Here is a 23,296-nt window from a genome sequence, read left to right as displayed (position 1 = left end):
GTGTATAATGCCGCCCGCTTTTCGACTGGAGTATCAGCCTTTGTCCAACCCTGAACACAATCATGAATACTGGATGCGCCACGCGCTGACGCTGGCTCAACGCGCCTGGGACGAGGGCGAAGTGCCCGTGGGCGCGGTGCTGGTTCATAACAACCAGGTGATTGGCGAAGGGTGGAACCGTCCTATTGGTCGCCACGATCCTACTGCGCATGCCGAAATTATGGCGCTTCGCCAGGGCGGTCTGGTTCTGCAAAACTATCGCCTGCTTGATACCACGCTGTATGTGACGCTGGAGCCGTGCGTGATGTGCTCCGGCGCGATGGTGCACAGCCGGATCGGGACTCTGGTCTTTGGGGCGCGGGATGAAAAAACCGGTGCGGCCGGTTCGCTGATGGACGTGCTGGGTCACCCGGGTATGAACCACCAGGTGAAGACTATCGGTGGGGTGCTTGCACCAGAGTGTTCGGGGCTGTTAAGCGATTTCTTTCGAATGCGCCGTCAGCAGAAAAAGCAGCAAAAGGCAGAACTGAAGCTGTCGGGCGATTAAGCTCGTCCGGCGCTACGACAGGGTAACTTTGAGCCAGCTGTTTGGCCTCCGTCGCCTCTTTCTCTTTCTCCAGCAGATACCCGACCAGGCTAATCTGATATTTACGGATATTTTCCACGTAGGCGTAGGCTTCATGTCCGCGTGCGTAGCCGTATGTCAGCTTGTTATACCATGGCTTCTGGCTCAGCAGCGGCAGGCGCTGCTTAACGTCTGACCAGCTGTCCGGGTTACCTTTCGTTTTTGCCGTCAACGTTCGCGCATCAAGCATATGCGCGTAGCCCATATTATAGGCCGCCAGCGCAAACCAGATCCGCTCTTCTTCCGGCACCGTTTCCGGTACTTTAGCCATCATGTCCTGCAGGTATCGCGCGCCGCCGCTGATGCTCTGTTCGGCATCGGTACGATCGTTCACGCCCAGGCTCAGCGCGGTATTTTTGGTTAACATCATCAAACCGCGTACGCCCGTGGGCGACGTGGCCTGGGTATCCCAGTGGGATTCCTGATACGAAATAGCCGCCAGCAGTTTCCAGTCAATCTCCTGGGCGTATTTTTCGAACAACGGCTGCAGGTCCGGCAGGACGCTGTCTACCGCGCGCAGGAAGCTGCGGGTGTCAACGTAGTCAAAGTCATCGCCGTGCCCGAGGTACTTCTCCTCCAGACGCGCCAGGGTACCGTCTTCATTGATGGTGTTGAAGAAATCAAGCATCGCGGCAGAGAAGGTCTGATCGTCATCAAGCTGGCTAAACCAGGTCACGGGCTGCTCGTCGGTGACGTCCAGCGCCACGGCGATTTCAGGATGAACGCGCTGGAACAGGCTGATCGCGACCGAATCGGCGATGGTGTAAGGCACCTTCTGATCTTTTACCTGCTCCAGCAGCTCCGTCGTGCCGAGTTTCGGATCCACCGTCCAGCTCAGGTCGGGATATTTCTTCTCCTTGAGCTCCCGCAGATCGTCAATCACCACGTGGCCGGGCGCAATCGTCAGCTGCCGATCGTTAATCGTGGACAGCGAGCGCGGGCGCAGGCTCCCGACGCGGTAAACCAGCTGCTGCGAAACGGAGTAGTAGGTCGGGCCTGGCTGGTAGTTCTTACTGCGCTCGCTGTTATACACCAGCCCGGCGGCGAGCATATCGGCATCGTCGTTATCGAGGTCGTCAAAAAGCTGGTTGATATTCTGGCGGACGGTGATTTTAAGCTTCACGCCAAGATAATCGGCGAACTGTTGTGCCAGTTCATAATCCAGGCCAATGATTTTGCCGTTGACGTCGCTGTAAATCAGCGGCGAGTTGAGGGTACTGACGCGCAATTCCCCCCGCTCCTGAATGGCGGCGATACGGTTTTCGGCTTTGCCGAACCAGGGGATGGAAGGCCAGAGGGCCACTGCCAGCAGCAACGTTACAATGCCGATGAGCAGATAATTAATCTTTAATTTTTTCAATTAGTTAATTCTCTGCGACGCCGGTTGCCTCAGTCTGCTGTAGCCATGTTAATCATAAGGTTTGCCATTGAATGAGCGGCATTTTGCGTAAACTTGCGCCACTTGGCAACCAATTAGAGAGACAGGTCACATCTATTGTTAAATCTCTGTGCAAATTTTATTTCGACGCAAACGGTTTCGTCGGCGCTCAGGATTCTCTATAATGACGCCCGTTTTCCCCCCTTGCGCACACTGTAAGCGCCCCGGCGCTTCGAAGACGAGAGACTTATGATGGAAATTCTGCGTGGTTCGCCTGCACTGTCTGCCTTCCGTATCACTAAACTGCTGGCACGTTTTCAGGCGGCCGACCTTCCGGTAAGCAATATTTACGCTGAGTATGTCCATTTTGCTGACCTGAATGCCCCCCTGAATGCAGAGGAGCGCGTACAGCTGGAACGCCTGCTCAAGTATGGTCCAAGCCTGAGCAGCCATACGCCAACCGGCAAACTGATCCTTGCTACGCCTCGTCCGGGCACCATCTCCCCCTGGTCTTCCAAAGCCACCGATATCGCCCACAACTGTGGCCTGAACCAGATTAACCGTCTGGAACGCGGCGTGGCGTACTACGTGGAAGCCTCTACCCTGAGCGACGCGCAGTGGCAGGCGGTTGCGGCTGAACTGCACGATCGCATGATGGAGAGCGTATTTACCTCTCTCGATGACGCGCAGAAGCTTTTCTCTCACCATCAGCCTGCGCCGGTACAGAGCGTAGACCTGCTGGGGCAGGGCCGTCAGGCGCTGATTGACGCCAACCTGCGTCTCGGCCTGGCGCTGGCAGAAGACGAAATCGACTACCTCCAGGATGCGTTTGTTAAGCTCAACCGTAACCCGAACGACATCGAACTCTATATGTTCGCGCAGGCTAACTCTGAGCACTGCCGCCACAAGATTTTCAACGCCGACTGGATTATTGACGGCGAACAGCAGCCGAAGTCGCTGTTCAAAATGATCAAAAACACCATGGAGCAAACCCCTGACCACGTGCTGTCTGCCTATAAAGACAACGCCGCGGTAATGGAAGGTTCCGAGGTGGGCCGCTTCTTCGCCGATCGCGAAGCAGGGCGCTATGACTTCCATCAGGAGCCCGCGCATATCCTGATGAAAGTGGAAACCCACAACCACCCGACGGCGATCTCCCCGTGGCCGGGCGCGGCGACCGGCTCCGGCGGTGAAATCCGTGACGAAGGCGCGACCGGTCGTGGCGCTAAACCTAAAGCGGGTCTGGTCGGTTTCTCCGTCTCCAACCTGCGTATCCCGGGCTTTGAGCAGCCGTGGGAAGAAGATTTCGGCAAGCCAGAGCGCATCGTGACCGCCCTGGATATCATGACCGAAGGCCCGCTGGGCGGCGCGGCGTTTAACAACGAATTTGGTCGTCCGGCGCTGAACGGTTACTTCCGTACCTATGAAGAGAAAGTGGACAGCCACAACGGCGAAGAGCTGCGCGGCTACCACAAGCCGATCATGCTGGCGGGCGGGATCGGCAACATCCGTGCCGATCACGTGCAGAAAGGCGAGATCGTCGTCGGCGCGAAGCTGATCGTACTGGGCGGCCCGGCGATGAACATCGGTCTGGGCGGCGGCGCGGCCTCTTCTATGGCCTCCGGCCAGTCTGATGCGGATCTCGATTTCGCCTCCGTGCAGCGCGACAACCCTGAGATGGAGCGCCGCTGCCAGGAAGTGATCGACCGCTGCTGGCAGCTGGGCGACGCCAACCCGATCCTCTTCATTCACGACGTGGGCGCGGGCGGCCTGTCCAACGCCATGCCGGAGCTGGTGAGCGACGGTGGCCGCGGCGGGCGCTTCAACCTGCGCGATATCCTGAGCGATGAGCCGGGCATGAGCCCGCTGGAAATCTGGTGTAACGAATCCCAGGAGCGCTACGTGCTGGCGGTTGCTGCGGATCAGCTACCGCTTTTTGACGAGCTGTGCCGCCGCGAGCGCGCGCCGTATGCCGTCATCGGTGAAGCGACCGAAGAGCAGCACCTTTCCTTAAGCGACACCCACTTTGACAACCAGCCGATCGATCTGCCGCTCGACGTTCTGCTCGGTAAAACGCCGAAGATGACCCGCGACGTAACCACCCGCAAAGCGGCCGGCAAAGCGCTGGATCGCCAGGGCATCACCGTGGCAGAAGCGGTAAACCGCGTGCTGCACCTGCCTGCTGTGGCAGAGAAAACCTTCCTGGTGACCATCGGCGATCGCACCGTGACCGGTATGGTATCGCGCGATCAGATGGTCGGCCCGTGGCAGATCCCGGTCGCGAACTGCGCCGTGACCACCGCGAGCCTCGACAGCTACTACGGCGAAGCGATGGCTCTCGGCGAACGCACCCCGGTGGCGCTGCTGGACTTCGCTGCCTCTGCCCGTCTGGCGGTCGGTGAAGCGCTGACCAACATCGCCGCAACGCAGATTGGCGATATCAAACGTATCAAGCTTTCCGCAAACTGGATGGCCGCAGCCGGTCACCCTGGCGAAGATGCTGGCCTGTATGAAGCCGTGAAAGCGGTGGGCGAGGAGCTGTGTCCAGCCCTTGGCCTGACCATTCCGGTGGGCAAAGACTCCATGTCGATGAAAACCCGCTGGCAGGAAGGCAACGAGCAGCGCGAGATGACCTCTCCGCTGTCGCTGGTGATCACCGCGTTTGCCCGCGTGGAAGACGTGCGTCACACCGTTACGCCGCAGCTTGCGACCGAAGACAACGCCCTGCTGCTGATTGACCTGGGCAAAGGCCACAACGCGCTGGGTGCTACCGCGCTGGCGCAGGTTTACCGCCAGCTCGGCGATAAGCCAGCCGACGTGCGTGACGTGGCGCAGCTGAAAGGCTTCTACGACGCGATTCAGGCGCTGGTGGCGCAGCGTAAGCTGCTGGCCTACCACGACCGTTCCGACGGTGGCCTGCTGGTGACCCTGGCAGAGATGGCCTTCACCGGCCACTGCGGCGTGGAAGCGAACATTGCGACGCTGGGCGAAGACCGTCTGGCGGCGCTGTTCAACGAAGAGCTGGGCGCCGTGATTCAGGTGCGTGCGGCAGATCGCGACGCGGTTGAAGCGATTCTGGCGAAGCATGGTCTGGCAGACTGCGTGCACTATCTGGGCAAAGCCGTTCAGGGCGACCGCTTCGTCATTGAAGCAGACGGTCACGCCGTGTTCAGCGAAAGCCGCACCACGCTGCGCATGTGGTGGGCAGAAACCACCTGGCAGATGCAGCGCCTGCGTGACAACCCGGAATGTGCCGATCAGGAGCATAACGCGAAAGCGAATGACCAGGATCCAGGCCTGAACGTGAAGCTCTCCTTCGACATCAACGAAGACATCGCCGCGCCGTACATAGCGACGGGTGCGCGTCCAAAAGTGGCCGTGCTGCGCGAGCAGGGCGTCAACTCCCACGTTGAGATGGCGGCCGCCTTCCACCGCGCGGGCTTTGACGCTATCGACGTCCACATGAGCGACCTGCTGGCCGGGCGTACCGGTCTGGAAGATTTCCAGGCGCTGGTGGCGTGCGGCGGCTTCTCCTACGGCGACGTGCTGGGCGCGGGCGAAGGCTGGGCGAAGTCCATCCTGTTCAACAGCCGCGTGCGCGACGAGTTCGAAACCTTCTTCCACCGTCCGCAGACCCTGGCGCTGGGCGTGTGTAACGGCTGCCAGATGATGTCTAACCTGCGCGAGCTGATCCCGGGCAGCGAAGCCTGGCCGCGCTTTGTGCGCAACCAGTCTGACCGCTTCGAGGCGCGCTTCAGCCTGGTGGAAGTGACCCAAAGCCCGTCTCTGCTGCTGCAGGGAATGGTCGGTTCACAGATGCCAATCGCCGTTTCCCACGGTGAAGGACAGGTAGAAGTGCGCGACGCTGCGCATCTGGCTCAGCTGGAGAGCAAAGGCCTGGTAGCGCTGCGCTTTGTCGATAACTTCGGCAAGGTGACGGAAACCTATCCGGCTAACCCGAACGGCTCCGCCAACGGTATTACGGCAGTGACCAGCGAAAGCGGTCGCGCGACCATCATGATGCCGCACCCGGAACGCGTATTCCGTACCGTGAGCAACTCCTGGCACCCGGAAAACTGGGGCGAGGACAGCCCGTGGATGCGTATCTTCCGCAACGCGCGTAAGCAGCTGGGTTAAGTTTTAGCCCCACCCCCTTCCAGGCCCGGTAAGCGAAAGCTCGACCGGGCTTTTTTGTTTGTGTCGCAATTACGCGACAGACCCGCAATATGGCTGTCTCCAAATGGAGACACTTAACTCTTTGATTTATATATGTCAGGTAAGGTTCCCCTTAAGGTGTTGCTGAATAGCGACACTTAGCCTGAAAATCATTCAACCGATAATTAACGTGATAAACGAGTAAAAATCATATATTTCAAACTGTTAATATTTTGTTTTGCATTCTGGCACGGGTGTTGCATAATATTAACCAGTGGCTCATTCACCTTCTTATGTCAGCCCCTTCGGGACGCGCTACATAAACTTCGAATGACGCACAAAAAGGTGCCTGCCGTCCAACTACTGATCATAGCGATGCTTTATCAGGCCCGGGCGAAACGTCGAGTTAGGCACCGCCTCATTCCATGACAAAGCCGGGTTTTTACCCGGCTTTGTTGTATCTGAAGGGCAGACTCAGTTACGCTCTGCGTAAACCCCCATTAAGAGAGTAATGCGTTGAAACGCTGGCCCGTTTTCCCCCGCTCCCTGCGGCAGCTCGTCATGATGGCCTTCCTGCTGATCCTGCTGCCGCTGCTGATCCTTGCCTGGCAGGCGTGGCAAAGCCTGAACGCGCTGAGCGCGCAGGCGGCTTTGACCAACCGTACGACGCTCATCGACGCCAGACGCAGTGAAGCGATGACCAACGCCGCGCTGGAGATGGAGCGCAGCTATCGTCAGTATTGCGTGCTTGACGATCGGACGCTGGAAAAGGTTTATCAGAGTCAGCGTAAACGCTACAGCGAAATGCTGGACGCTCACGCGGGGGTCTTACCTGATGACAAGCTCTATCAGGCGTTACGTCAGGATTTGAACGATCTCGCGCAGCTGCAGTGCAGCAACAGCGGCCCGGATGCCGTTGCCGCCGCGCGCCTCGAAGCTTTTGCCAGCGCCAATACCGAGATGGTGCAGTCTACGCGCGCGGTGATTTTCTCTCGCGGCCAGCAGCTCCAGCAGGAGATTGCCGAGCGTGGCCAGTTTTTCGGCTGGCAGGCGCTGGTGCTGTTCCTGGTGAGCCTCGGGCTGGTACTGCTCTTTACCCGCATGATCATCGGCCCGGTAAAGGGCATTCAGCGTATGATCAACCGCCTGGGGGAGGGGAAATCGCTCGGGGATACGGTAGCCTTTAAAGGTCCCCGCGAGCTGCGATCCGTAGGCCAGCGCATTATCTGGCTGTCCGAGCGCCTGGCGTGGCTCGAATCACAGCGCCATCAGTTCCTGCGCCATATCTCTCATGAGCTTAAAACGCCGCTGGCCAGCATGCGCGAAGGGACGGAGCTGCTGGCGGACGAAGTGGCCGGGCCCCTTACGCCAGAGCAGAAAGAAATTGTTGAGATCCTGGATAACAGCAGCCGCAATCTGCAAAAGCTGATTGAGCAACTGCTGGATTACAACCGCAAGCTGGCTGACGGGGCGGTCGTACTGGAAAACGTTGAAATTGAGCCGCTGGTGGATATGGTGATCTCCGCCCACAGCTTGCCAGCAAGAGCTAAAATGATGCATACCGGCGTTGAGCTGAATGCGCCTGCGTGCCTGGCTGAACCCATGCTGCTGATGAGCGTTCTGGATAATCTTTACTCCAATGCGGTGCACTATGGTACTGAATCCGGTAACATTTATATCCGAAGTAATACGAATGGTTCACGGGTCTTTATTGACGTCGCAAACACCGGCACCCCGATCCCCGATGACGAAAAAACCATGATCTTCGAACCCTTTTTCCAGGGAAGTCATCAGCGGAAAGGCGCGGTTAAAGGAAGTGGTCTGGGCTTGAGCATCGCCCGGGACTGCATTCGACGCATGCAGGGTGAGCTAAACATTGCCGCGGACGAACGTTCAGATGTTTGCTTCCGTATCGAACTGCCCCTGAGCCGGAAAAATCAATAAAATGAATCTATGTCTGGTGAGTATGTCACACGTCTTTTTCCGCGCCGTACGTGCGGTGTTTTCCAGCAAAACGCTTCGCCTGAGCCTGCCCTGTTTATTTCTGGCAGGGTGTGTTTCCCATGCGCCACAAAGTGCCATTAGCGATAAACAGGAAGATAAATGGCCCGATAACCAGCTGGCAGACTTCCTCTCAACCCGCTGTGACGACATCTGGAACCTGTCAGGACATGACGTTGAAAGCAACCCGCTGTTCTGGCTGCGTGGGATAGATTGCGCCCAGCGTCTGGCGCCGGTAGACGCCCGCTCGAAGGCGGCGATGCTGGATGACGACACCTGGCAGGACGCTTTCAAGCGCGGGATTTTACTCGCAGATGCGAAAATCACCCCCGTTGAACGTCGCGTCAATGTGACCCGACTGGACACGTACGTGGTCAATCTTCCCGTGCAGGTACGCCCGGTATACCAGCTCTGGCGCGATGGGCAGACATTACAGCTTCAGCTGTCTGAAGAGCGCTCCCGCTACAGCAAGCTGCAACAGTCAACCGACAGCGAGCTTGATACGCTGCGTCAACAGCAGCAACATTTACGTACGCAGCTGGATACCACGACGCGTAAGCTGGAGAACCTGACGGATATCGAAAGGCAGCTCTCGTCGCGCAAATATCAGCCGGGGAGCTCATCCGCTGCACCGGACAGCGATACGCCGAAACAAGAGGATGTGAAGCATGACGAGCCGTAAACCTGCCCATCTTTTACTGGTGGATGACGATCCCGGTCTGTTAAAGCTGCTGGGGATGCGTCTGGTGAGCGAAGGCTACAGCGTCGTGACCGCTGAAAGCGGGCTGGAAGGGCTCAAGATCCTCAGTCGCGAGAAAATCGATCTGGTGATAAGCGACCTGCGGATGGACGAAATGGATGGCCTGCAGCTGTTCGCGGAGATCCAGAAGCAGCAGCCGGGTATGCCCGTGATTATCCTGACGGCGCACGGGTCGATCCCGGATGCGGTTGCCGCGACGCAGCAGGGGGTCTTCAGCTTCCTGACCAAGCCGGTGGACAAAGACGCGCTGTATAAGGCTATCGACAGCGCGCTGGAACATGCCGCCCCGGCGGGGGATGAAGCGTGGCGGGAGTCCATCGTCACCCGCAGCCCCATTATGCTGCGTCTGCTTGAACAGGCCCGGATGGTGGCGCAGTCCGACGTCAGCGTGCTCATCAACGGCCAGAGCGGAACCGGGAAAGAGATCCTGGCGCAGGCGATCCATAACGCCAGCCCGCGCAGTAAAAACGCCTTTATCGCCATTAACTGCGGCGCGCTTCCGGAACAGCTGCTCGAATCTGAACTGTTTGGACACGCCCGCGGCGCATTCACCGGCGCGGTGAGCAGCCGGGAAGGGCTGTTCCAGGCCGCGGAAGGCGGCACGCTGTTCCTGGACGAGATTGGCGACATGCCCGCACCGCTGCAGGTCAAACTGCTGCGCGTGTTGCAGGAGCGAAAAGTTCGCCCGTTGGGCAGCAACCGCGATATCGATATTAATGTGCGCATTATTTCCGCCACCCACCGCGACTTGCCAAAAGTGATGGCGCGCAACGAGTTTCGCGAAGATCTCTACTACCGTCTGAACGTGGTGAATCTGAAGATCCCGGCGCTGGCGGAGCGCGCGGAAGACATTCCGCTGCTGGCGAACCATCTTTTGCGCCAGGCGGCCGATCGCCATAAACCGTTCGTGCGCGCGTTTTCCACCGACGCGATGAAGCGGCTGATGGCCGCAGGCTGGCCGGGTAACGTGCGCCAGCTGGTGAACGTGATTGAGCAGTGCGTGGCGCTGACCTCCTCACCGGTGATCAGCGATGCGCTGGTGGAGCAGGCGCTGGAAGGGGAAAACACGGCCCTGCCGACGTTTGCGGAAGCGCGGAATCAGTTCGAGCTGAACTATCTGCGCAAGCTATTGCAGATAACCAAAGGCAACGTGACCCACGCGGCGCGCATGGCCGGACGCAACCGCACCGAGTTCTACAAGCTGCTGTCGCGCCACGAGCTGGAAGCAAACGATTTTAAAGAGTAATGCCGTATGATACTGTGAGCAATCGATTACGAGGCAGCTTACAGGCAAGAGTTTAAGGACCCACCATGAAAAAGATTGATGCGATTATTAAACCTTTCAAACTGGATGACGTGCGTGAAGCGCTGGCGGAAGTCGGCATCACCGGGATGACCGTGACGGAAGTGAAAGGTTTTGGTCGTCAGAAGGGCCACACCGAGCTTTACCGTGGCGCAGAGTACATGGTCGACTTTCTGCCGAAAGTAAAAATTGAAATCGTGGTCAGCGACGATATCGTCGATACCTGCGTGGATACCATTATCCGCACCGCGCAGACGGGCAAAATCGGCGACGGTAAAATCTTCGTCTTTGACGTGGCGCGCGTGATCCGTATCCGTACCGGCGAAGAAGACGACGCCGCGATTTAACAATGCCAACGGTTTTGTAGGCCGGGTAAGGTGCAACCACCCGGCGAAAAAAAGCCCCTCGAACGAGGGGCTTTTTCATTACAGCACCTTATGGGGCCCGAAACATTCGTAGTGAATGTTGTCTTTGTTCACACCCAGCTCCACCAGCTGCTTCGCGGCATACTGCATAAACGCCACCGGCCCGCAGACGTAGAACTGCATGTCCGGCGCGCTAAACGCCCCTTCCATCTGGCTTAAATTCATCAGACCTTCGCTGTCAAACCGTGCGGCCGCGCGATCTGCATCCGTTGGCAGGCGATACCAGGCGTGCGCGGTGAAGCGCGGCAGGGACGCCCCGAGCGTTTTCACTTCATCGGCAAAGGCGTGCACGTCGCCGTTTTCCGCAGCGTGGAACCAGTTTACCTGCGCACCGTGGTTGGCTTTCGCCAGCGTATCGAGCATCGCCAGCATTGGCGTTTGGCCGACGCCCGCAGAGATCAGCGTAACCGGGGTATTCGCTTCAACCGCCATGAAGAAATCACCCGCCGGCGCGGCCAGATGGACCACGTCGCCCACGTTAGCTTCGTTGTGTAGCCAGTTGGAGACCTGACCGCCGTCCTCACGCTTCACGGCAATGCGGTAGCCTTTGCCGTTTGGCTTGCGGGTAAGAGAATACTGGCGGATCTCCTGATGCGGGAAGCCTTCAGGCTTCAGCCACACGCCCAGATACTGGCCTGGCTGGTAATCGGCAACCGGCTGTCCGTCCACTGGCTCAAATTCAAAGCTGGTAATCAGCGCGCTGCGCGGCGTTTTCTCGACGATGCGGAAGGCGCGCGTGCCTTCCCAGCCGCCGTTCTTGCTGGCGTTTTCGCTGTAGATCTGCGCTTCGCGGTTGATAAACACGTTTGCCAGCACGCCGTAGGCTTTACCCCACGCGTCCAGCACCTCCTGGCCCGGGCTGAACATCTCGTCCAGCGTCGCCAGCAGGTGGCCACCCACAATGTTGTACTGCTCGGGTTGGATCTGGAAGCTGGTGTGTTTCTGCGCGATTTTTTCCACCGCGGGCAGCAGTGCCGCCAGGTTTTCAATATTGCTGGCGTAGGCCGCGATGGCGTTGAAAAGCGCTTCGCGCTGATCGCCGTTACGCTGGTTGCTCATGTTGAAAATTTCTTTGAGCTCCGGGTTATGCGTGAACATGCGATCGTAGAAATGGGCGGTGAGTTTAGGGCCGGTTTCCACCAGCAGGGGGATGGTGGCTTTAACGGTAGCGATGGTTTGAGCGTCGAGCATGAGCGCATCCTTCTGATGTGACTTTAATGATGTATTTTAAATGCATCTTATAAAAAATACCCCTGCGTTGTAAATGGTTCTTTGCAAGATGAAAAATATGCATCACAAACCTGAAAAGAAATCCGCTGGAAAGGGCGAGAGCTTTATTCCTCAAACCCTTGCGTGGCGCGCAGGAAAACGTTTGCGTAAAATCGTTTGTCAAGACCTGTTATCACAGAACTAATCAGTTATACTGTTGCCCGTCGTCCAACAGGACTGCCTTTTCAGGCCAAAATTTACTTGTTAGCTGAGTCAGGAGATGCGGATGTTAAAGCGTGAAATGAACATTGCCGATTATGATGCCGAACTGTGGCAGGCTATGGAGCAGGAAAAAGTACGTCAGGAAGAGCACATCGAACTGATCGCCTCCGAAAACTACACCAGCCCGCGCGTTATGCAGGCGCAGGGTTCTCAGCTGACTAACAAATATGCTGAAGGTTACCCGGGCAAGCGCTATTACGGCGGTTGCGAGTACGTTGATATCGTTGAGCAGCTGGCTATCGACCGTGCGAAAGAACTCTTTGGCGCTGACTACGCGAACGTGCAGCCACACTCTGGCTCTCAGGCTAACTTCGCGGTCTATACCGCGCTGCTGCAGCCGGGCGATACCGTTCTGGGTATGAATCTGGCGCAGGGCGGCCACCTGACTCACGGCTCCCCGGTTAACTTCTCCGGCAAACTGTACAACATCATCCCTTACGGTATTGATGAGTCCGGTAAAATTGACTACGAAGACATGGCGAAGCAGGCTAAAGAGCACAAACCGAAGATGATCATCGGTGGCTTCTCTGCTTACTCCGGTATCGTTGACTGGGCAAAAATGCGTGAAATCGCAGACAGCATCGGTGCTTACCTGTTCGTCGACATGGCGCACGTTGCGGGTCTGATTGCCGCTGGCGTTTACCCGAACCCGGTTCCACACGCTCACGTTGTGACCACCACCACCCACAAAACCCTGGCGGGTCCACGCGGTGGCCTGATCCTGGCGAAAGGCGGTGACGAAGAGCTGTACAAAAAACTGAACTCCGCTGTATTCCCAAGCGCGCAGGGCGGCCCGCTGATGCACGTTATCGCGGCTAAAGCCGTTGCGCTGAAAGAAGCGATGGAGCCTGAGTTCAAGGTTTATCAGCAGCAGGTTGCTAAGAACGCTAAAGCGATGGTGGAAGTGTTCCTGAACCGTGGCTACAAAGTGGTCTCCGGCGGTACTGAAAACCACCTGTTCCTGCTGGATCTGGTTGATAAGAACCTGACCGGTAAAGAAGCTGACGCAGCCCTGGGCCGCGCCAACATCACCGTGAACAAAAACAGCGTGCCAAACGATCCGAAGAGCCCGTTCGTGACCTCCGGTATCCGTATCGGTTCTCCGGCCGTGACTCGCCGCGGCTTCAAAGAAGCGGAAGTGAAAGAGCTGGCTGGCTGGATGTGTGACGTTCTGGACAACATCAATGACGAAGCGGTTATCGAGCGCGTCAAAGGTAAAGTTCTGGATATCTGCGCACGCTTCCCGGTATACGCATAATTCCTCTGCCTGGCAGAAATAAAAAAGGCCGCGCTTGCGGCCTTTTTTTATGGCTTAACGCCGGTCGAGGGAAATGGCTCCAGGTCCGACAATCGCCAGCAAAATAAAGGCGCCAGCAATACTGACGTTCTTATAGAAGTTAATCATATTCGGCACGACCGCATCACCGGTCATATCCCAGTAATGGTGACCGATAATCGCCGTGCCCAGCGTATAGAATACAAACAGTACCGCGAGCGGGCGGGTGAAAAAGCCCAGCACGATCAGGATGGCAGCAGGGACTTCCATCACCACCGCAATAATGGCCGCCAGCATGGGCATCGGCGTACCCAGCGAGGTCATATATTGTACGGTGCCGCTAAACCCCGTCAGTTTTGGATAACCAAAGATGATAAACAGCACGACAAGTGCGATGCGGCCAATCAGCAGCAGCAGGTGACGTGACTGACCGAAATCGAAATAACGTAGTGAGTTCATGGCAGAAAAACCTCTGCAAGTGGAGTAATTTAAACGTAATACATATTTTCATTCCCTGCCATAAGCCAGACAACTGCACAAGATGTTAATTTTTCGTTAATTTATAGCAGGCTATCTACTTGCTTAATTTTTATATTCTCGCCAGACTATGGCCTCGATTTCGGGAGGGATTCATGGTCTTGCATTCCACGCGCTGGCTGGCGCTCAGTTATTTCACCTATTTCTTTAGCTACGGTATTTTTCTGCCCTTCTGGAGCGTCTGGCTCAAGGGTATCGGCCTGACTCCCGAGACCATCGGTGTCCTGCTGGGGGCCGGGCTGGTGGCGCGTTTCCTCGGCAGCCTGCTGATTGCCCCGCGCGTTAGCGATCCCTCCTTGCTGATCAAGGCCGTGCGTATTCTTGCTCTGCTGACGCTGGTCTTTGTTGCCTGCTTCTGGGTCAGCCACCAGTTTGCCTGGCTGATGGTGGTGATGGTCGGCTTTAACCTGTTCTTCTCACCGCTGGTGCCGCTGACGGATGCCCTGGCGAACACCTGGCAAAAGCAGATCACCATGGACTACGGCCGCGTGCGCCTGTGGGGCTCTATTGCCTTTGTGATTGGTTCCGCGCTGGTGGGCAAACTGGTCAGCCTTTACGATTACCGCGCCATTCTCGCCCTGCTGAGTATCGGTATTGCCTCAATGCTGCTGGGCATGCTGCTGCGTCCGTCGGTGATGCCGCAAGGGGAAAGCCGCCATCAGGAGAGCGCAGGCTGGCCCGCCTGGCGGAGCCTGGTGGCCCAGAGCTGGCGTTTTCTGGCGTGTGTCTGTCTGCTACAGGGAGCGCATGCGGCGTACTATGGGTTCAGCGCCATCTACTGGCAGGGGGCGGGATATTCTGCTTCCGCAGTGGGCTATCTGTGGTCGCTGGGGGTAGTGGCCGAAGTCATTATTTTCGCCCTGAGCAAAAAGCTGTTCCGTCGCTTTGGTGCGCGAGACCTCCTGCTGCTTTCCGCCGTGTGCGGCGTGGCGCGCTGGGGGATTATGGGCTGGACGACCGATCTGCCGTGGCTGATAGTGGCGCAAATTCTTCACTGCGGCACCTTTACCGTGTGCCATCTGGCGGCGATGCGCTATATCGCTGCGCGCGAGGGCGGAGACGTTATTCGTCTGCAGGCCGTCTATTCGGCGGTCGCGATGGGGGGCAGTATCGCGATCATGACGGTCTTTGCAGGATTCCTCTACCAGCACCTGGGGCATGGGGTTTTCTGGGTAATGGCGCTGGTCGCCTTACCCGCCATCGTTGTTCGCCCTAAAGTGACCGCTCGCGCCTCGCTATGATTCCAGCATGGCGCGAATATGTTCTTGCTGCTGCGCGTTCAATGTTTCAACGGCATGTATCAGCGGCGGCGAGAACAGCGGCAGGACGGTAGGGTAGGGGGTGATAACCAGCGCAGCCTCGCGCGGTGCCCCCTCTTTCTGGAAAGCCTGCAGCGTCAGATAGCGAATATTAAGCGGCAGCAGCGTCAGCTCGCGAAGCTGCTGTTCAATCAGATCCTCGCTGGCTTTATCGTCTCCCGTCAGCAGGATCACCTGTTTTTCGTGCAGATCGGTCTCCTGCATCAGCCAGGCGCCGAAAATCACCGCGACAAGACTCATCTCTTCATCAGAAAAACGCAGCCCAAACTCCGCTTCCAGCTCAAACAGCGCTTCCTTTGTGGTGCGTAACAGCCGGGGATAGAGACGATGGATCTCCTCCGGCAGGCTATTGTCGATGCCAATTTCAAACAGCGAGCGGTCCAGCGCCTGAGCCAGATGGATATACAGCTGATCGGTCAGCCCTTGCTCATCGCTGAAGTTCATCCCGGTCTGCGAGCGAAAACGGGCGACCATGCGCACGATGGCCCGGCGCAAGCGCTGATCCTGCTGGTGTTTATCGAGCACCGGATCGGGCGTGCGCAGCATCATAAACAGCAGCGCCAGAAACAGCTGTTCATCCCCGTGCGCTCCCTGCGGCACGCGACGTCTCCAGTGACGCACGATCTCCTGGGCCGTAAAATATTCCCCTCTCGACTGGGTCCAGCTGCGCTGAACGTGAGAAAACTGTGGCGTATTCCCGAGCTGGTGCTGAATAAGACAGTATTGCAGATAGAGCTGTAAAAACTGGACGTCGCGGCATTCAAACTGGCGCTGGAGCTTGCGGGAGCAGAAGCCGATCAGCGCCCGCAGGTTCGCATCGTCGTACAGCGGTCGCGCAATGCCGTGTTGTTTAAGCGCGGTTTTTAATGCGGGGGTAAACTGGTGTGAGACAAACTGCGGGCAAAGCCGCAGCGCCCGGCGCAGCCAGTGCAGCAGGCATAAACGCTGATTCAGGGCTGTGCCTTCAATCCGGTAGCTGCCGTCGTGGTGCGTGACGATGTCCAGCCGGTGATAGCGCTGGATTTCATCGCGCGTCTCGGCTATATCTTGCCGTGCCATCGCGTCGTCCACCCCGTTGGCAGCAATTATGCTCTGTGCGGTGACGGCAGCATCGGGCAGGTAAAGCATCAAAAGCACCTGGCAGCGGCGCTGCGAACTGGAAAGCACAGATGGAATTTCAAGCGTCGTCATCATCTGTCGGGTATCCAGTGTGAATGTTTGATAAGAATAGCTAAAGGATGAGCGCTGAAAAGCGCGCCGGCAGGCCTTTCACTCAGGATTGCTGGGGGACATCACAGAATTTTTGACGTGAGGAATTGATGCAAACAGTTAAACAAAGTGCGATGGCGTTATTTTTGGCGGTTATCAGCTTCACCGCCAGCGCACACCCTCACAGTTTTATTGACCTCCAGACCGAGCTGGTTACCGACGGCACGCAGCTGAGCGGCCTGAAGATGCGCTGGACGATGGATGAAATCACCTCGGCCGATCTGCTCTATGATGCGGGAAACGCGAAGCCCGGCGATGAAATCTGGAAAAAGCTGGCGGCGGAAGTGATGGCCAACGTGCTCGGCCAGCACTACTTCACGGAATTCTGGCACAACGGGCAAAAGGTCAAATTTCTGAACCGGCCAACGGAATACGGGATGACGCGTGACGGGCATCAGGCGGTGCTGACGTTTGTGCTCCCGCTGGCGCATCCGCAGCCGCTGGCGGGGCAAACTTACACGTTTTCCACTTTTGATCCGACCTACTATGTCGATATGCGCTATGACAAAGACGGCGACGTACGATTGCCGGACGCTCTGCAAAAAAACTGCAAAATTGGCGTTCACACCCCGAAACCCAGCGAGGAGACGCTGAACTTTGCGGTCTCGCTTGATAAGGAAGATGCACCGCCTGAGGACATGGAGTTGGGTAAACAGTTCGCGCAGGAGGTAACGTTACAATGTCAGTGATCTCCTCTCCGGTTCGGAAACCGCGCCGCTGGCTGCACCTCTGGCCGCTGGCGCTTTTTCTCCTGCTGGCAGTTTGCGGTTCACTCTGGCTGTGGCAGGCCTGGCCGCAGGTCATGATGAAAAGCATCGTCTGGCAGCGTGAGGTCAACCAGCAGATGAGCGGTCTGCTGAAGGCGGTGGCGGAGAACCCGGCCAAAGCGGGTGGTTCCCTGCTGGCGTTCAGCTTTATCTATGGCGTTCTGCACGCGCTGGGGCCGGGGCACGGCAAAATCGTGATAACGACCTGGCTCGCCACCCATCCGTCGAAGCTGAAATCGAGTATCGGGCTGACGCTGGCCTCCTCGCTGCTTCAGGGCAGCGTGGCGATTGCGCTCGTCGTAGTCGTGCTTTCGCTGTTGCAGCTTCCCGCGCGCCAGCTGCACATGAGCAGTTTCTGGCTGGAGAAGGGGAGCTACGCGCTGGTGGGCGTGCTGGGGCTGATCCTCTGCTGGCGGGCGCTGAAAAAGCTGCGCGTGCTGCTGCAAAAACCGAAATTCAAAACCTTCACGCCGCACCACGTTCATGATGCAAACTGCGGCTGCGGGCATCAGCATTTGCCCACGCAGGAACAATTGCAGAACGGCGACGACTGGCGCGCGCGGCTGATGATTGTTCTTTCGATGGGCATGCGCCCGTGTTCGGGGGCCATCATGGTGCTGCTGTTCAGCAAGGTGATAGGCGTGTTTGGCTGGGGAATGCTCTCCGCGCTGGCGATGGCGGCAGGGACGTCTCTCACCATTTCGTCTTTAGCGCTGCTGGTTCACAGCTTCCGTCAGCTTGCGGTCAGACTCAGCGGCAATAAAACACCGGTGCTGTGGCGGCAGGTAGGGTGGACAACGCTTGCGCTGGCGGGCGGGGTGATTCTGCTGGTTGCGGCGGTGACGATGTGGATGAGCGCGATGCCGGTGGGAAGAGGATTGCGGCCGTTTTAGTTGGGATTCCCTCTCCCACGGGGAGAGGGAATGACCGGGATTAACGCTTCAGCGCATCGCTCAGTTCATCACGCATGTTGGCCAGCATGGCTTTAACAACGCGTGGGTTACCTGCAACGACGTTGCCGGTAGACATATAGTTATGGCCGCCGGTGAAATCACACACGATGGCGCCTGCTTCACGTGCGATCAGCTCGCCCGCAGCAAAGTCCCACGGCTTCAGTGACAGCTCGAAGTAACCGTCAACGCGGCCTGTTGCTACATAAGCCAGATCCAGCGCGGCAGAACCGGTGCGGCGGAAGTCAGCGCATTCGGTAAACAGTTTGCCCAGGATATTCATATAGGTGGTCGCGTGCTGTTTCGCCTTGAACGGGAAACCGGTCGCCAGAATGGTGCCGTCCAGATCGCGTGCGTTGCTGCAGCGCAGACGGTAGCCGTTCAGCTGTGCGCCCTGACCGCGGGTAGCGGTGAACAGTTCGTTACGCATTGGATCGTAAACAACGGCGACTTCAGTACGGCCTTTAATGCGTACTGCGATAGACACAGAGAAGTGTGGCAGGCGTTTGACGAAGTTGGTGGTGCCATCCAGTGGATCGATAACCCATTGAACATCCTGATCGGTACCTTCATGTTCACCGCTTTCTTCGGTGATGATGGTGTGCTGCGGGTAAGATTTGCGGATCGTTTCGATAATAATCGCTTCTGCGGCTTTATCGACGTTAGTCACGAAATCATTGCTGCCTTTCTGGCTGGTTTCTACGGAGTCTGGCGTTTCGTAGTGTTTGGCAATTACATTACCCGCCTTGCGCGCTGCGCGCACGGCGATGGTCAGCATCGGATGCATCGGTCTCTCTCACTGGATGTTAAAGAACAGGAAAATCGGCGCTGAGTATAGCAGTGGGATCGGATTATGTCTCCCGTTTATGATAATATGCCGGAATATTCTTCAGACGCTTAATTCAGACATTAAAAATTATGCTGCAAAACATTCGAATCGTGCTGGTCGAAACATCGCACACCGGCAACATGGGCTCCGTTGCCCGCGCTATGAAAACCATGGGCTTAACGAACCTGTGGCTGGTTAACCCGCTGGTGAAACCTGACTCGCAGGCTATTGCCCTGGCGGCCGGTGCCAGCGACGTGATCGGCAACGCTCAGATCGTCGATACCCTTGACGAAGCGCTGGCCGGCTGCAGCCTCGTTGTTGGCACCAGCGCGCGTTCACGCACGCTGCCGTGGCCGATGCTGGACCCGCGCGAATGCGGCCTGAAAAGCGTCTCAGAAGCGGAACAGGCTCCGGTTGCGCTGGTGTTTGGCCGCGAGCGCGTTGGCCTGACCAACGACGAGCTGCAGAAGTGCCATTATCACGTCGCCATCGCGGCTAACCCGGAATATAGCTCGCTGAACCTGGCGATGGCGGTGCAGGTTATCGCCTATGAGGTGCGTATGGCGTGGCTGGCGACGCAGGAGAAACAGGTAGAGCCTAAAGAAGAAACGGCCTACCCGCTGGTGGACGACCTTGAGCGCTTCTACGGTCACCTGGAGCAGACGCTGCTCTCAACCGGCTTTATTCGTGAAGGCCACCCGGGCCAGGTGATGAACAAGCTGCGCCGCATGTTTACCCGCGCGCGCCCGGAAAGCCAGGAGCTTAACATCCTGCGCGGGATTCTGGCGTCGATTGAGCAGAAGAATAAAGAGTAGTGTCGATTTCCCCTCTCCCCGTGGGAGAGGGCTGGGGTGAGGGCATCAGGCCGCACCGGGATTTTGAAGGCACGGAACGTTAAATACCTGACTAAAACAGTCAAGTAAATAGTTGACCATTTTAGTCAGGAATGTCAGACTTGGCCCTGCTATGCAATACCCCCATTTTACAATAAAAAACCCCGGGCAGGGGCGAGTTTGAGGTTAAGTAAGACATGAGACTGACATCTAAAGGGCGTTATGCCGTGACCGCGATGCTAGACGTTGCGCTCAACTCCGAAGCGGGCCCGGTTCCGTTGGCTGATATTTCTGAACGACAAGGGATCTCCCTCTCTTACCTGGAACAGCTGTTCTCCAGACTGCGTAAAAATGGACTGGTTTCCAGCGTTCGTGGCCCAGGCGGCGGTTATCTGTTGGGTAAAGACGCGGGCAGTATTGCAGTTGGTGAAGTGATTAGCGCAGTTGACGAATCCGTTGACGCGACCCGTTGCCAGGGTAAAGGCGGCTGCCAGGGCGGCGATAAGTGCCTGACCCACGCGCTGTGGCGCGATCTGAGCGACCGTCTCACCGGCTTCCTGAACAACATCACCCTGGGTGAACTGGTCAATAACCAGGAAGTTCTGGATGTCTCTGGTCGTCAGCACGGTCAGGATTCCCAACGCAGCACCCGCGCGCAGGACGCTATCGACGTCAAACTGCGCGCGTAATAAAACGATAAAGATTTCAGAATCAGGCCGGGGCGGTCACGCCCCGCGTACTCGGTCGTACATCCAGCCGGTTGCCTGATTCCTTGCATTGAAGCGATGTACGGAGTTTAAAGAGCAATGAAATTACCGATTTATCTCGATTACTCCGCAACCACGCCGGTGGACCCGCGTGTTGCCGAGAAAATGATGCAGTGTCTGACCCTGGACGGAAACTTTGGTAACCCAGCTTCCCGTTCACACCGTTTTGGCTGGCATGCTGAAGAGGCGGTTGATATCGCCCGTAATCAGATTGCCGACCTGGTGGGTGCCGACCCGCGTGAGATTGTTTTCACCTCCGGTGCGACCGAATCCGACAACCTGGCGATCAAAGGTGCAGCCAACTTTTATCAGAAAAAAGGCAAGCACATCATCACCAGCAAAACCGAACACAAAGCCGTGCTGGATACCTGCCGCCAGCTGGAGCGTGAAGGTTACGAAGTGACTTACCTGGCGCCACAGAGCAACGGGATCATCGACCTGAAAGAGCTCGAAGCGGCCATGCGTGATGACACCATTCTGGTTTCCATCATGCACGTTAACAACGAAATCGGCGTCGTTCAGGACATCGCGACCATCGGCGAAATGTGCCGCGCGCGCGGTATCATCTATCACGTTGACGCGACCCAGAGCGTGGGCAAACTGCCTATCGATCTGAGCCAGCTGAAAGTGGACCTGATGTCCTTCTCCGGCCACAAAATTTATGGCCCGAAAGGGATCGGCGCGCTGTACGTTCGTCGTAAACCGCGTATCCGCATCGAAGCACAGATGCACGGCGGCGGTCACGAGCGCGGCATGCGTTCCGGCACGCTGCCTGTTCACCAGATCGTGGGCATGGGCGAAGCGTACCGCATTGCGAAAGAAGAGATGGAAACCGAGATGGCGCGCCTGCGCACGCTGCGTAACCGTCTGTGGGACGGCGTGAAAGATATGGAAGAAGTGTATCTGAACGGCGATCTCGAGCAGGGCGCTCCGAACATCCTCAACGTCAGCTTCAACTATGTTGAAGGCGAATCGCTGATCATGGCGCTGAAAGATCTGGCAGTCTCTTCCGGTTCTGCCTGTACGTCTGCAAGCCTGGAGCCATCCTACGTGCTGCGCGCGCTGGGCATGACCGACGAGCTGGCGCACAGCTCTATCCGTTTCTCTTTAGGTCGTTTCACTACCGAAGAAGAGATTGACTACACCATCAAGCTGGTTCGCAACTCCATCGGCCGTCTGCGCGACCTTTCTCCACTGTGGGAAATGTTCAAGCAGGGCGTGGATCTGAACAGCATTGAATGGTCACATCACTAATCGGTACATAAGGAGAATTCAATCATGGCATACAGCGAAAAAGTCATCGATCATTACGAAAACCCGCGCAACGTTGGCTCTTTTGACAACAGCGACGAATCTGTCGGCAGCGGTATGGTTGGCGCACCGGCGTGTGGCGACGTGATGAAGTTGCAGATTAAAGTCAACAATGAAGGTATCATTGAAGACGCGCGCTTCAAGACCTACGGCTGTGGTTCTGCTATCGCGTCCAGCTCCCTGGTTACCGAATGGGTGAAGGGCAAGTCTCTGGACGAAGCACAGGCAATCAAGAACACGGATATTGCTGAAGAACTCGAACTGCCACCGGTGAAAATTCACTGTTCAATTCTGGCAGAAGACGCGATCAAAGCCGCCATTGCGGATTACAAAAGCAAACGTGAAGCAAAATAATTGAGGTTTGAGTATGTCGATTACCCTTAGCGACAGCGCTGCCGCGCGAGTAAGCTCTTTTCTGGCGAACCGTGGTAAAGGCTTTGGCCTGCGACTGGGCGTACGTACCTCCGGCTGTTCTGGTATGGCTTACGTACTGGAGTTTGTTGACGAGCCGGCGTCTGACGACACCGTGTTTGAAGACAAGGGCGTGAAGGTGGTGGTCGATGGCAAAAGCCTGCAATTCCTCAACGGCACTCAGCTGGACTTCGTCAAAGAAGGCCTGAACGAAGGGTTCAAGTTCACGAACCCGAACGTCAAAGACGAGTGTGGTTGCGGCGAAAGCTTCCACGTTTAACCGCGCGTCATCCGAAACCCCACCGTGGCTTACCTGCTGCGCGTGGGGTTTGTTCTAACAGGCTACCCCTGAGATTGTTATGGATTACTTCACTCTCTTCGGACTACCCGCTCAATACCCGATTGATCTCCAGGCGCTGACGATCCGTTTTCAGGATCTTCAGCGTCAGTATCACCCGGATAAATTCGCCAGTGGTACTCAGGCAGAACAGCTGGCCGCGGTATCGCACTCTGCGACCATCAACCAGGCCTGGCAGACGCTGCGCCATCCGCTGGCGCGTGCAGAATATCTGCTCTCGCTCCACGGTTTCGATCTGGCGAGCGAACAGCATACCGTACGCGACACCGCTTTTCTGATGGAACAGCTGGAGCTTCGCGAAGAGCTGGATGAGATTGAACAGGCCAAAGACGAAGCGCGTCTGGAAAGCTTCATCACGCGCGTGAAGGGCATGTTCGATACCCGCCATCAGCAGATGGTGGAGCAACTGAACAACGAGACCTGGGACGTGGCGGCAGACACTGTGCGCAAACTCCGTTTTCTCGATAAACTGCGAAGCAGTGCTGAACAACTCGAAGAAAAGCTGCTCGATTTTTAATTTCGGAAGCAATT

General features: G+C 57.1%; 21 protein-coding genes. 16 read left to right on the top strand and 5 right to left on the bottom strand.

Going from position 1 to position 23,296, the window contains the following annotated elements; translation table 11 throughout:
- The first annotated feature begins 7 nt into the window (after positions 1 to 7).
- Positions 8 to 547: a tRNA adenosine(34) deaminase TadA gene (gene tadA, locus EnteroDNA1_RS08435; RefSeq protein ID WP_069303183.1), complete on the top strand. Its 540-nt coding sequence runs from the start codon at positions 8 to 10 to the stop codon at positions 545 to 547.
- Here the strand turns inward: tadA and mltF are convergent.
- The gene (gene mltF / locus EnteroDNA1_RS08430; RefSeq protein WP_069303182.1) at positions 435 to 1,985 is read right to left on the bottom strand and encodes a membrane-bound lytic murein transglycosylase MltF; all 1,551 of its coding nucleotides are present in this window, start codon (positions 1,983 to 1,985) and stop codon (positions 435 to 437) included. The two genes, tadA and mltF, sit on opposite strands and share 113 nt — an antisense overlap.
- Positions 1,986 to 2,252: 267 nt before the next feature.
- On the opposite strand from mltF, the gene purL reads away from it, so the two are divergent.
- From purL to glnB, 5 genes are all read left to right on the top strand, one after another.
- Positions 2,253 to 6,140: a phosphoribosylformylglycinamidine synthase gene (purL, locus tag EnteroDNA1_RS08425; protein WP_033146232.1), complete on the top strand. Its 3,888-nt coding sequence runs from the start codon at positions 2,253 to 2,255 to the stop codon at positions 6,138 to 6,140.
- A 534-nt stretch (positions 6,141 to 6,674) separates the two neighbouring features.
- Positions 6,675 to 8,102 carry a two component system sensor histidine kinase QseE/GlrK gene (gene qseE / locus EnteroDNA1_RS08420; protein ID WP_069303181.1) on the top strand — a complete coding sequence of 476 codons (1,428 nt, stop codon included), beginning with the start codon at positions 6,675 to 6,677 and terminating at the stop codon, positions 8,100 to 8,102.
- Between the two features lies 1 nt (position 8,103).
- Positions 8,104 to 8,841 (top strand): two-component system QseEF-associated lipoprotein QseG, encoded by a 738-nt coding sequence (qseG, locus tag EnteroDNA1_RS08415; RefSeq protein ID WP_033146230.1) that lies wholly within the window; start codon positions 8,104 to 8,106, stop codon positions 8,839 to 8,841.
- The gene (gene glrR / locus EnteroDNA1_RS08410; RefSeq protein WP_023308835.1) at positions 8,828 to 10,165 is read left to right on the top strand and encodes a two-component system response regulator GlrR; all 1,338 of its coding nucleotides are present in this window, start codon (positions 8,828 to 8,830) and stop codon (positions 10,163 to 10,165) included. The genes qseG and glrR overlap by 14 nt, the downstream gene beginning before the upstream one ends.
- Before the next feature lie 65 nt (positions 10,166 to 10,230).
- The gene (glnB, locus tag EnteroDNA1_RS08405; RefSeq protein ID WP_003860685.1) at positions 10,231 to 10,569 is read left to right on the top strand and encodes a nitrogen regulatory protein P-II; all 339 of its coding nucleotides are present in this window, start codon (positions 10,231 to 10,233) and stop codon (positions 10,567 to 10,569) included.
- 78 nt (positions 10,570 to 10,647) lie between these two features.
- On the opposite strand, the gene hmpA is transcribed toward glnB, so the two are convergent.
- Positions 10,648 to 11,838, bottom strand: a complete 1,191-nt coding sequence (gene hmpA, locus EnteroDNA1_RS08400; protein ID WP_069303180.1) for an NO-inducible flavohemoprotein — start codon at positions 11,836 to 11,838, stop codon at positions 10,648 to 10,650.
- A 304-nt stretch (positions 11,839 to 12,142) separates the two neighbouring features.
- Here hmpA and glyA point away from each other — a divergent pair, with 304 nt between their 5' ends.
- On the top strand, positions 12,143 to 13,396 hold the full coding sequence (gene glyA / locus EnteroDNA1_RS08395) for a serine hydroxymethyltransferase (RefSeq protein WP_008502165.1): 1,254 nt from the start codon (positions 12,143 to 12,145) through the stop codon (positions 13,394 to 13,396).
- Between the two features lie 54 nt (positions 13,397 to 13,450).
- Here glyA and EnteroDNA1_RS08390 read toward each other — a convergent pair whose 3' ends face one another.
- Positions 13,451 to 13,873 (bottom strand): DoxX family protein, encoded by a 423-nt coding sequence (locus EnteroDNA1_RS08390; RefSeq protein ID WP_029741147.1) that lies wholly within the window; start codon positions 13,871 to 13,873, stop codon positions 13,451 to 13,453.
- Between the two features lie 173 nt (positions 13,874 to 14,046).
- Between EnteroDNA1_RS08390 and EnteroDNA1_RS08385 the strand changes: the two genes are divergently transcribed.
- Positions 14,047 to 15,192 carry a 3-phenylpropionate MFS transporter gene (locus EnteroDNA1_RS08385; RefSeq protein WP_069303179.1) on the top strand — a complete coding sequence of 382 codons (1,146 nt, stop codon included), beginning with the start codon at positions 14,047 to 14,049 and terminating at the stop codon, positions 15,190 to 15,192.
- Here EnteroDNA1_RS08385 and csiE read toward each other — a convergent pair.
- Positions 15,187 to 16,464: a stationary phase inducible protein CsiE gene (gene csiE / locus EnteroDNA1_RS08380; protein WP_047173875.1), complete on the bottom strand. Its 1,278-nt coding sequence runs from the start codon at positions 16,462 to 16,464 to the stop codon at positions 15,187 to 15,189. The genes EnteroDNA1_RS08385 and csiE overlap by 6 nt on opposite strands.
- Positions 16,465 to 16,589: 125 nt before the next feature.
- Between csiE and EnteroDNA1_RS08375 the strand changes: the two genes are divergently transcribed.
- Together EnteroDNA1_RS08375 and EnteroDNA1_RS08370 are read left to right on the top strand one after the other, a co-directional pair.
- Positions 16,590 to 17,228 (top strand): DUF1007 family protein, encoded by a 639-nt coding sequence (locus tag EnteroDNA1_RS08375; RefSeq protein ID WP_033146226.1) that lies wholly within the window; start codon positions 16,590 to 16,592, stop codon positions 17,226 to 17,228.
- Entirely contained in the window at positions 17,219 to 18,199 is a 981-nt protein-coding gene (locus EnteroDNA1_RS08370; RefSeq protein WP_069303178.1) for a nickel/cobalt transporter, read from the top strand. Before EnteroDNA1_RS08375 ends, EnteroDNA1_RS08370 begins: the two co-directional genes overlap by 10 nt.
- A 40-nt stretch (positions 18,200 to 18,239) precedes the next feature.
- On the opposite strand, the gene suhB is transcribed toward EnteroDNA1_RS08370, so the two are convergent.
- A complete protein-coding gene (suhB, locus tag EnteroDNA1_RS08365) occupies positions 18,240 to 19,043 on the bottom strand; it encodes an inositol-1-monophosphatase (protein WP_023308828.1) in 804 nt (267 codons plus the stop codon).
- 131 nt (positions 19,044 to 19,174) lie between these two features.
- Here suhB and trmJ point away from each other — a divergent pair, with 131 nt between their 5' ends.
- From trmJ to hscB, 6 genes are all read left to right on the top strand, one after another.
- Positions 19,175 to 19,900 (top strand): tRNA (cytosine(32)/uridine(32)-2'-O)-methyltransferase TrmJ, encoded by a 726-nt coding sequence (gene trmJ, locus EnteroDNA1_RS08360; protein WP_033146224.1) that lies wholly within the window; start codon positions 19,175 to 19,177, stop codon positions 19,898 to 19,900.
- A gap of 215 nt (positions 19,901 to 20,115) precedes the next feature.
- Complete coding sequence (gene iscR, locus EnteroDNA1_RS08355) at positions 20,116 to 20,607, top strand: Fe-S cluster assembly transcriptional regulator IscR (protein ID WP_023308826.1); 492 nt, start codon at positions 20,116 to 20,118, stop codon at positions 20,605 to 20,607.
- Positions 20,608 to 20,724: 117 nt separating this feature from the next.
- The gene (gene iscS / locus EnteroDNA1_RS08350; RefSeq protein WP_008502157.1) at positions 20,725 to 21,939 is read left to right on the top strand and encodes a cysteine desulfurase; all 1,215 of its coding nucleotides are present in this window, start codon (positions 20,725 to 20,727) and stop codon (positions 21,937 to 21,939) included.
- 24 nt (positions 21,940 to 21,963) lie between these two features.
- Positions 21,964 to 22,350, top strand: coding sequence for a Fe-S cluster assembly scaffold IscU (iscU, locus tag EnteroDNA1_RS08345; protein ID WP_003860661.1), 387 nt, complete (start codon positions 21,964 to 21,966; stop codon positions 22,348 to 22,350).
- A 13-nt stretch (positions 22,351 to 22,363) separates the two neighbouring features.
- On the top strand, positions 22,364 to 22,687 hold the full coding sequence (gene iscA, locus EnteroDNA1_RS08340) for an iron-sulfur cluster assembly protein IscA (protein WP_003860659.1): 324 nt from the start codon (positions 22,364 to 22,366) through the stop codon (positions 22,685 to 22,687).
- A 79-nt stretch (positions 22,688 to 22,766) separates the two neighbouring features.
- The gene (hscB, locus tag EnteroDNA1_RS08335) at positions 22,767 to 23,282 is read left to right on the top strand and encodes a co-chaperone HscB (RefSeq protein ID WP_024908642.1); all 516 of its coding nucleotides are present in this window, start codon (positions 22,767 to 22,769) and stop codon (positions 23,280 to 23,282) included.
- Positions 23,283 to 23,296 lie beyond the last annotated feature (14 nt).

The sequence above is a fragment of the Enterobacter sp. HK169 genome, from assembly GCF_001719105.1.
Classification (GTDB): domain Bacteria; phylum Pseudomonadota; class Gammaproteobacteria; order Enterobacterales; family Enterobacteriaceae; genus Enterobacter; species Enterobacter asburiae_B.
Note: the sequence above shows the minus strand (reverse complement) of the source record. Positions and strands in the feature narration are given on the sequence as shown.

Coding starts and splice junctions, on each gene's coding strand:
- tadA (WP_069303183.1), top strand. CDS start 8: ATGCCGCCCGCTTTTCGACTGGAGTATCAGCCTTTGTCCAACCCTGAA.
- purL (WP_033146232.1), top strand. CDS start 2,253: ATGATGGAAATTCTGCGTGGTTCGCCTGCACTGTCTGCCTTCCGTATC.
- qseG (WP_033146230.1), top strand. CDS start 8,104: ATGAATCTATGTCTGGTGAGTATGTCACACGTCTTTTTCCGCGCCGTA.
- glrR (WP_023308835.1), top strand. CDS start 8,828: ATGACGAGCCGTAAACCTGCCCATCTTTTACTGGTGGATGACGATCCC.
- glnB (WP_003860685.1), top strand. CDS start 10,231: ATGAAAAAGATTGATGCGATTATTAAACCTTTCAAACTGGATGACGTG.
- hmpA (WP_069303180.1), bottom strand. CDS start 11,838: ATGCTCGACGCTCAAACCATCGCTACCGTTAAAGCCACCATCCCCCTG.
- glyA (WP_008502165.1), top strand. CDS start 12,143: ATGTTAAAGCGTGAAATGAACATTGCCGATTATGATGCCGAACTGTGG.
- EnteroDNA1_RS08390 (WP_029741147.1), bottom strand. CDS start 13,873: ATGAACTCACTACGTTATTTCGATTTCGGTCAGTCACGTCACCTGCTG.
- EnteroDNA1_RS08385 (WP_069303179.1), top strand. CDS start 14,047: ATGGTCTTGCATTCCACGCGCTGGCTGGCGCTCAGTTATTTCACCTAT.
- csiE (WP_047173875.1), bottom strand. CDS start 16,464: ATGATGACGACGCTTGAAATTCCATCTGTGCTTTCCAGTTCGCAGCGC.
- EnteroDNA1_RS08375 (WP_033146226.1), top strand. CDS start 16,590: ATGCAAACAGTTAAACAAAGTGCGATGGCGTTATTTTTGGCGGTTATC.
- EnteroDNA1_RS08370 (WP_069303178.1), top strand. CDS start 17,219: ATGTCAGTGATCTCCTCTCCGGTTCGGAAACCGCGCCGCTGGCTGCAC.
- suhB (WP_023308828.1), bottom strand. CDS start 19,043: ATGCATCCGATGCTGACCATCGCCGTGCGCGCAGCGCGCAAGGCGGGT.
- trmJ (WP_033146224.1), top strand. CDS start 19,175: ATGCTGCAAAACATTCGAATCGTGCTGGTCGAAACATCGCACACCGGC.
- iscR (WP_023308826.1), top strand. CDS start 20,116: ATGAGACTGACATCTAAAGGGCGTTATGCCGTGACCGCGATGCTAGAC.
- iscS (WP_008502157.1), top strand. CDS start 20,725: ATGAAATTACCGATTTATCTCGATTACTCCGCAACCACGCCGGTGGAC.
- iscU (WP_003860661.1), top strand. CDS start 21,964: ATGGCATACAGCGAAAAAGTCATCGATCATTACGAAAACCCGCGCAAC.
- iscA (WP_003860659.1), top strand. CDS start 22,364: ATGTCGATTACCCTTAGCGACAGCGCTGCCGCGCGAGTAAGCTCTTTT.
- hscB (WP_024908642.1), top strand. CDS start 22,767: ATGGATTACTTCACTCTCTTCGGACTACCCGCTCAATACCCGATTGAT.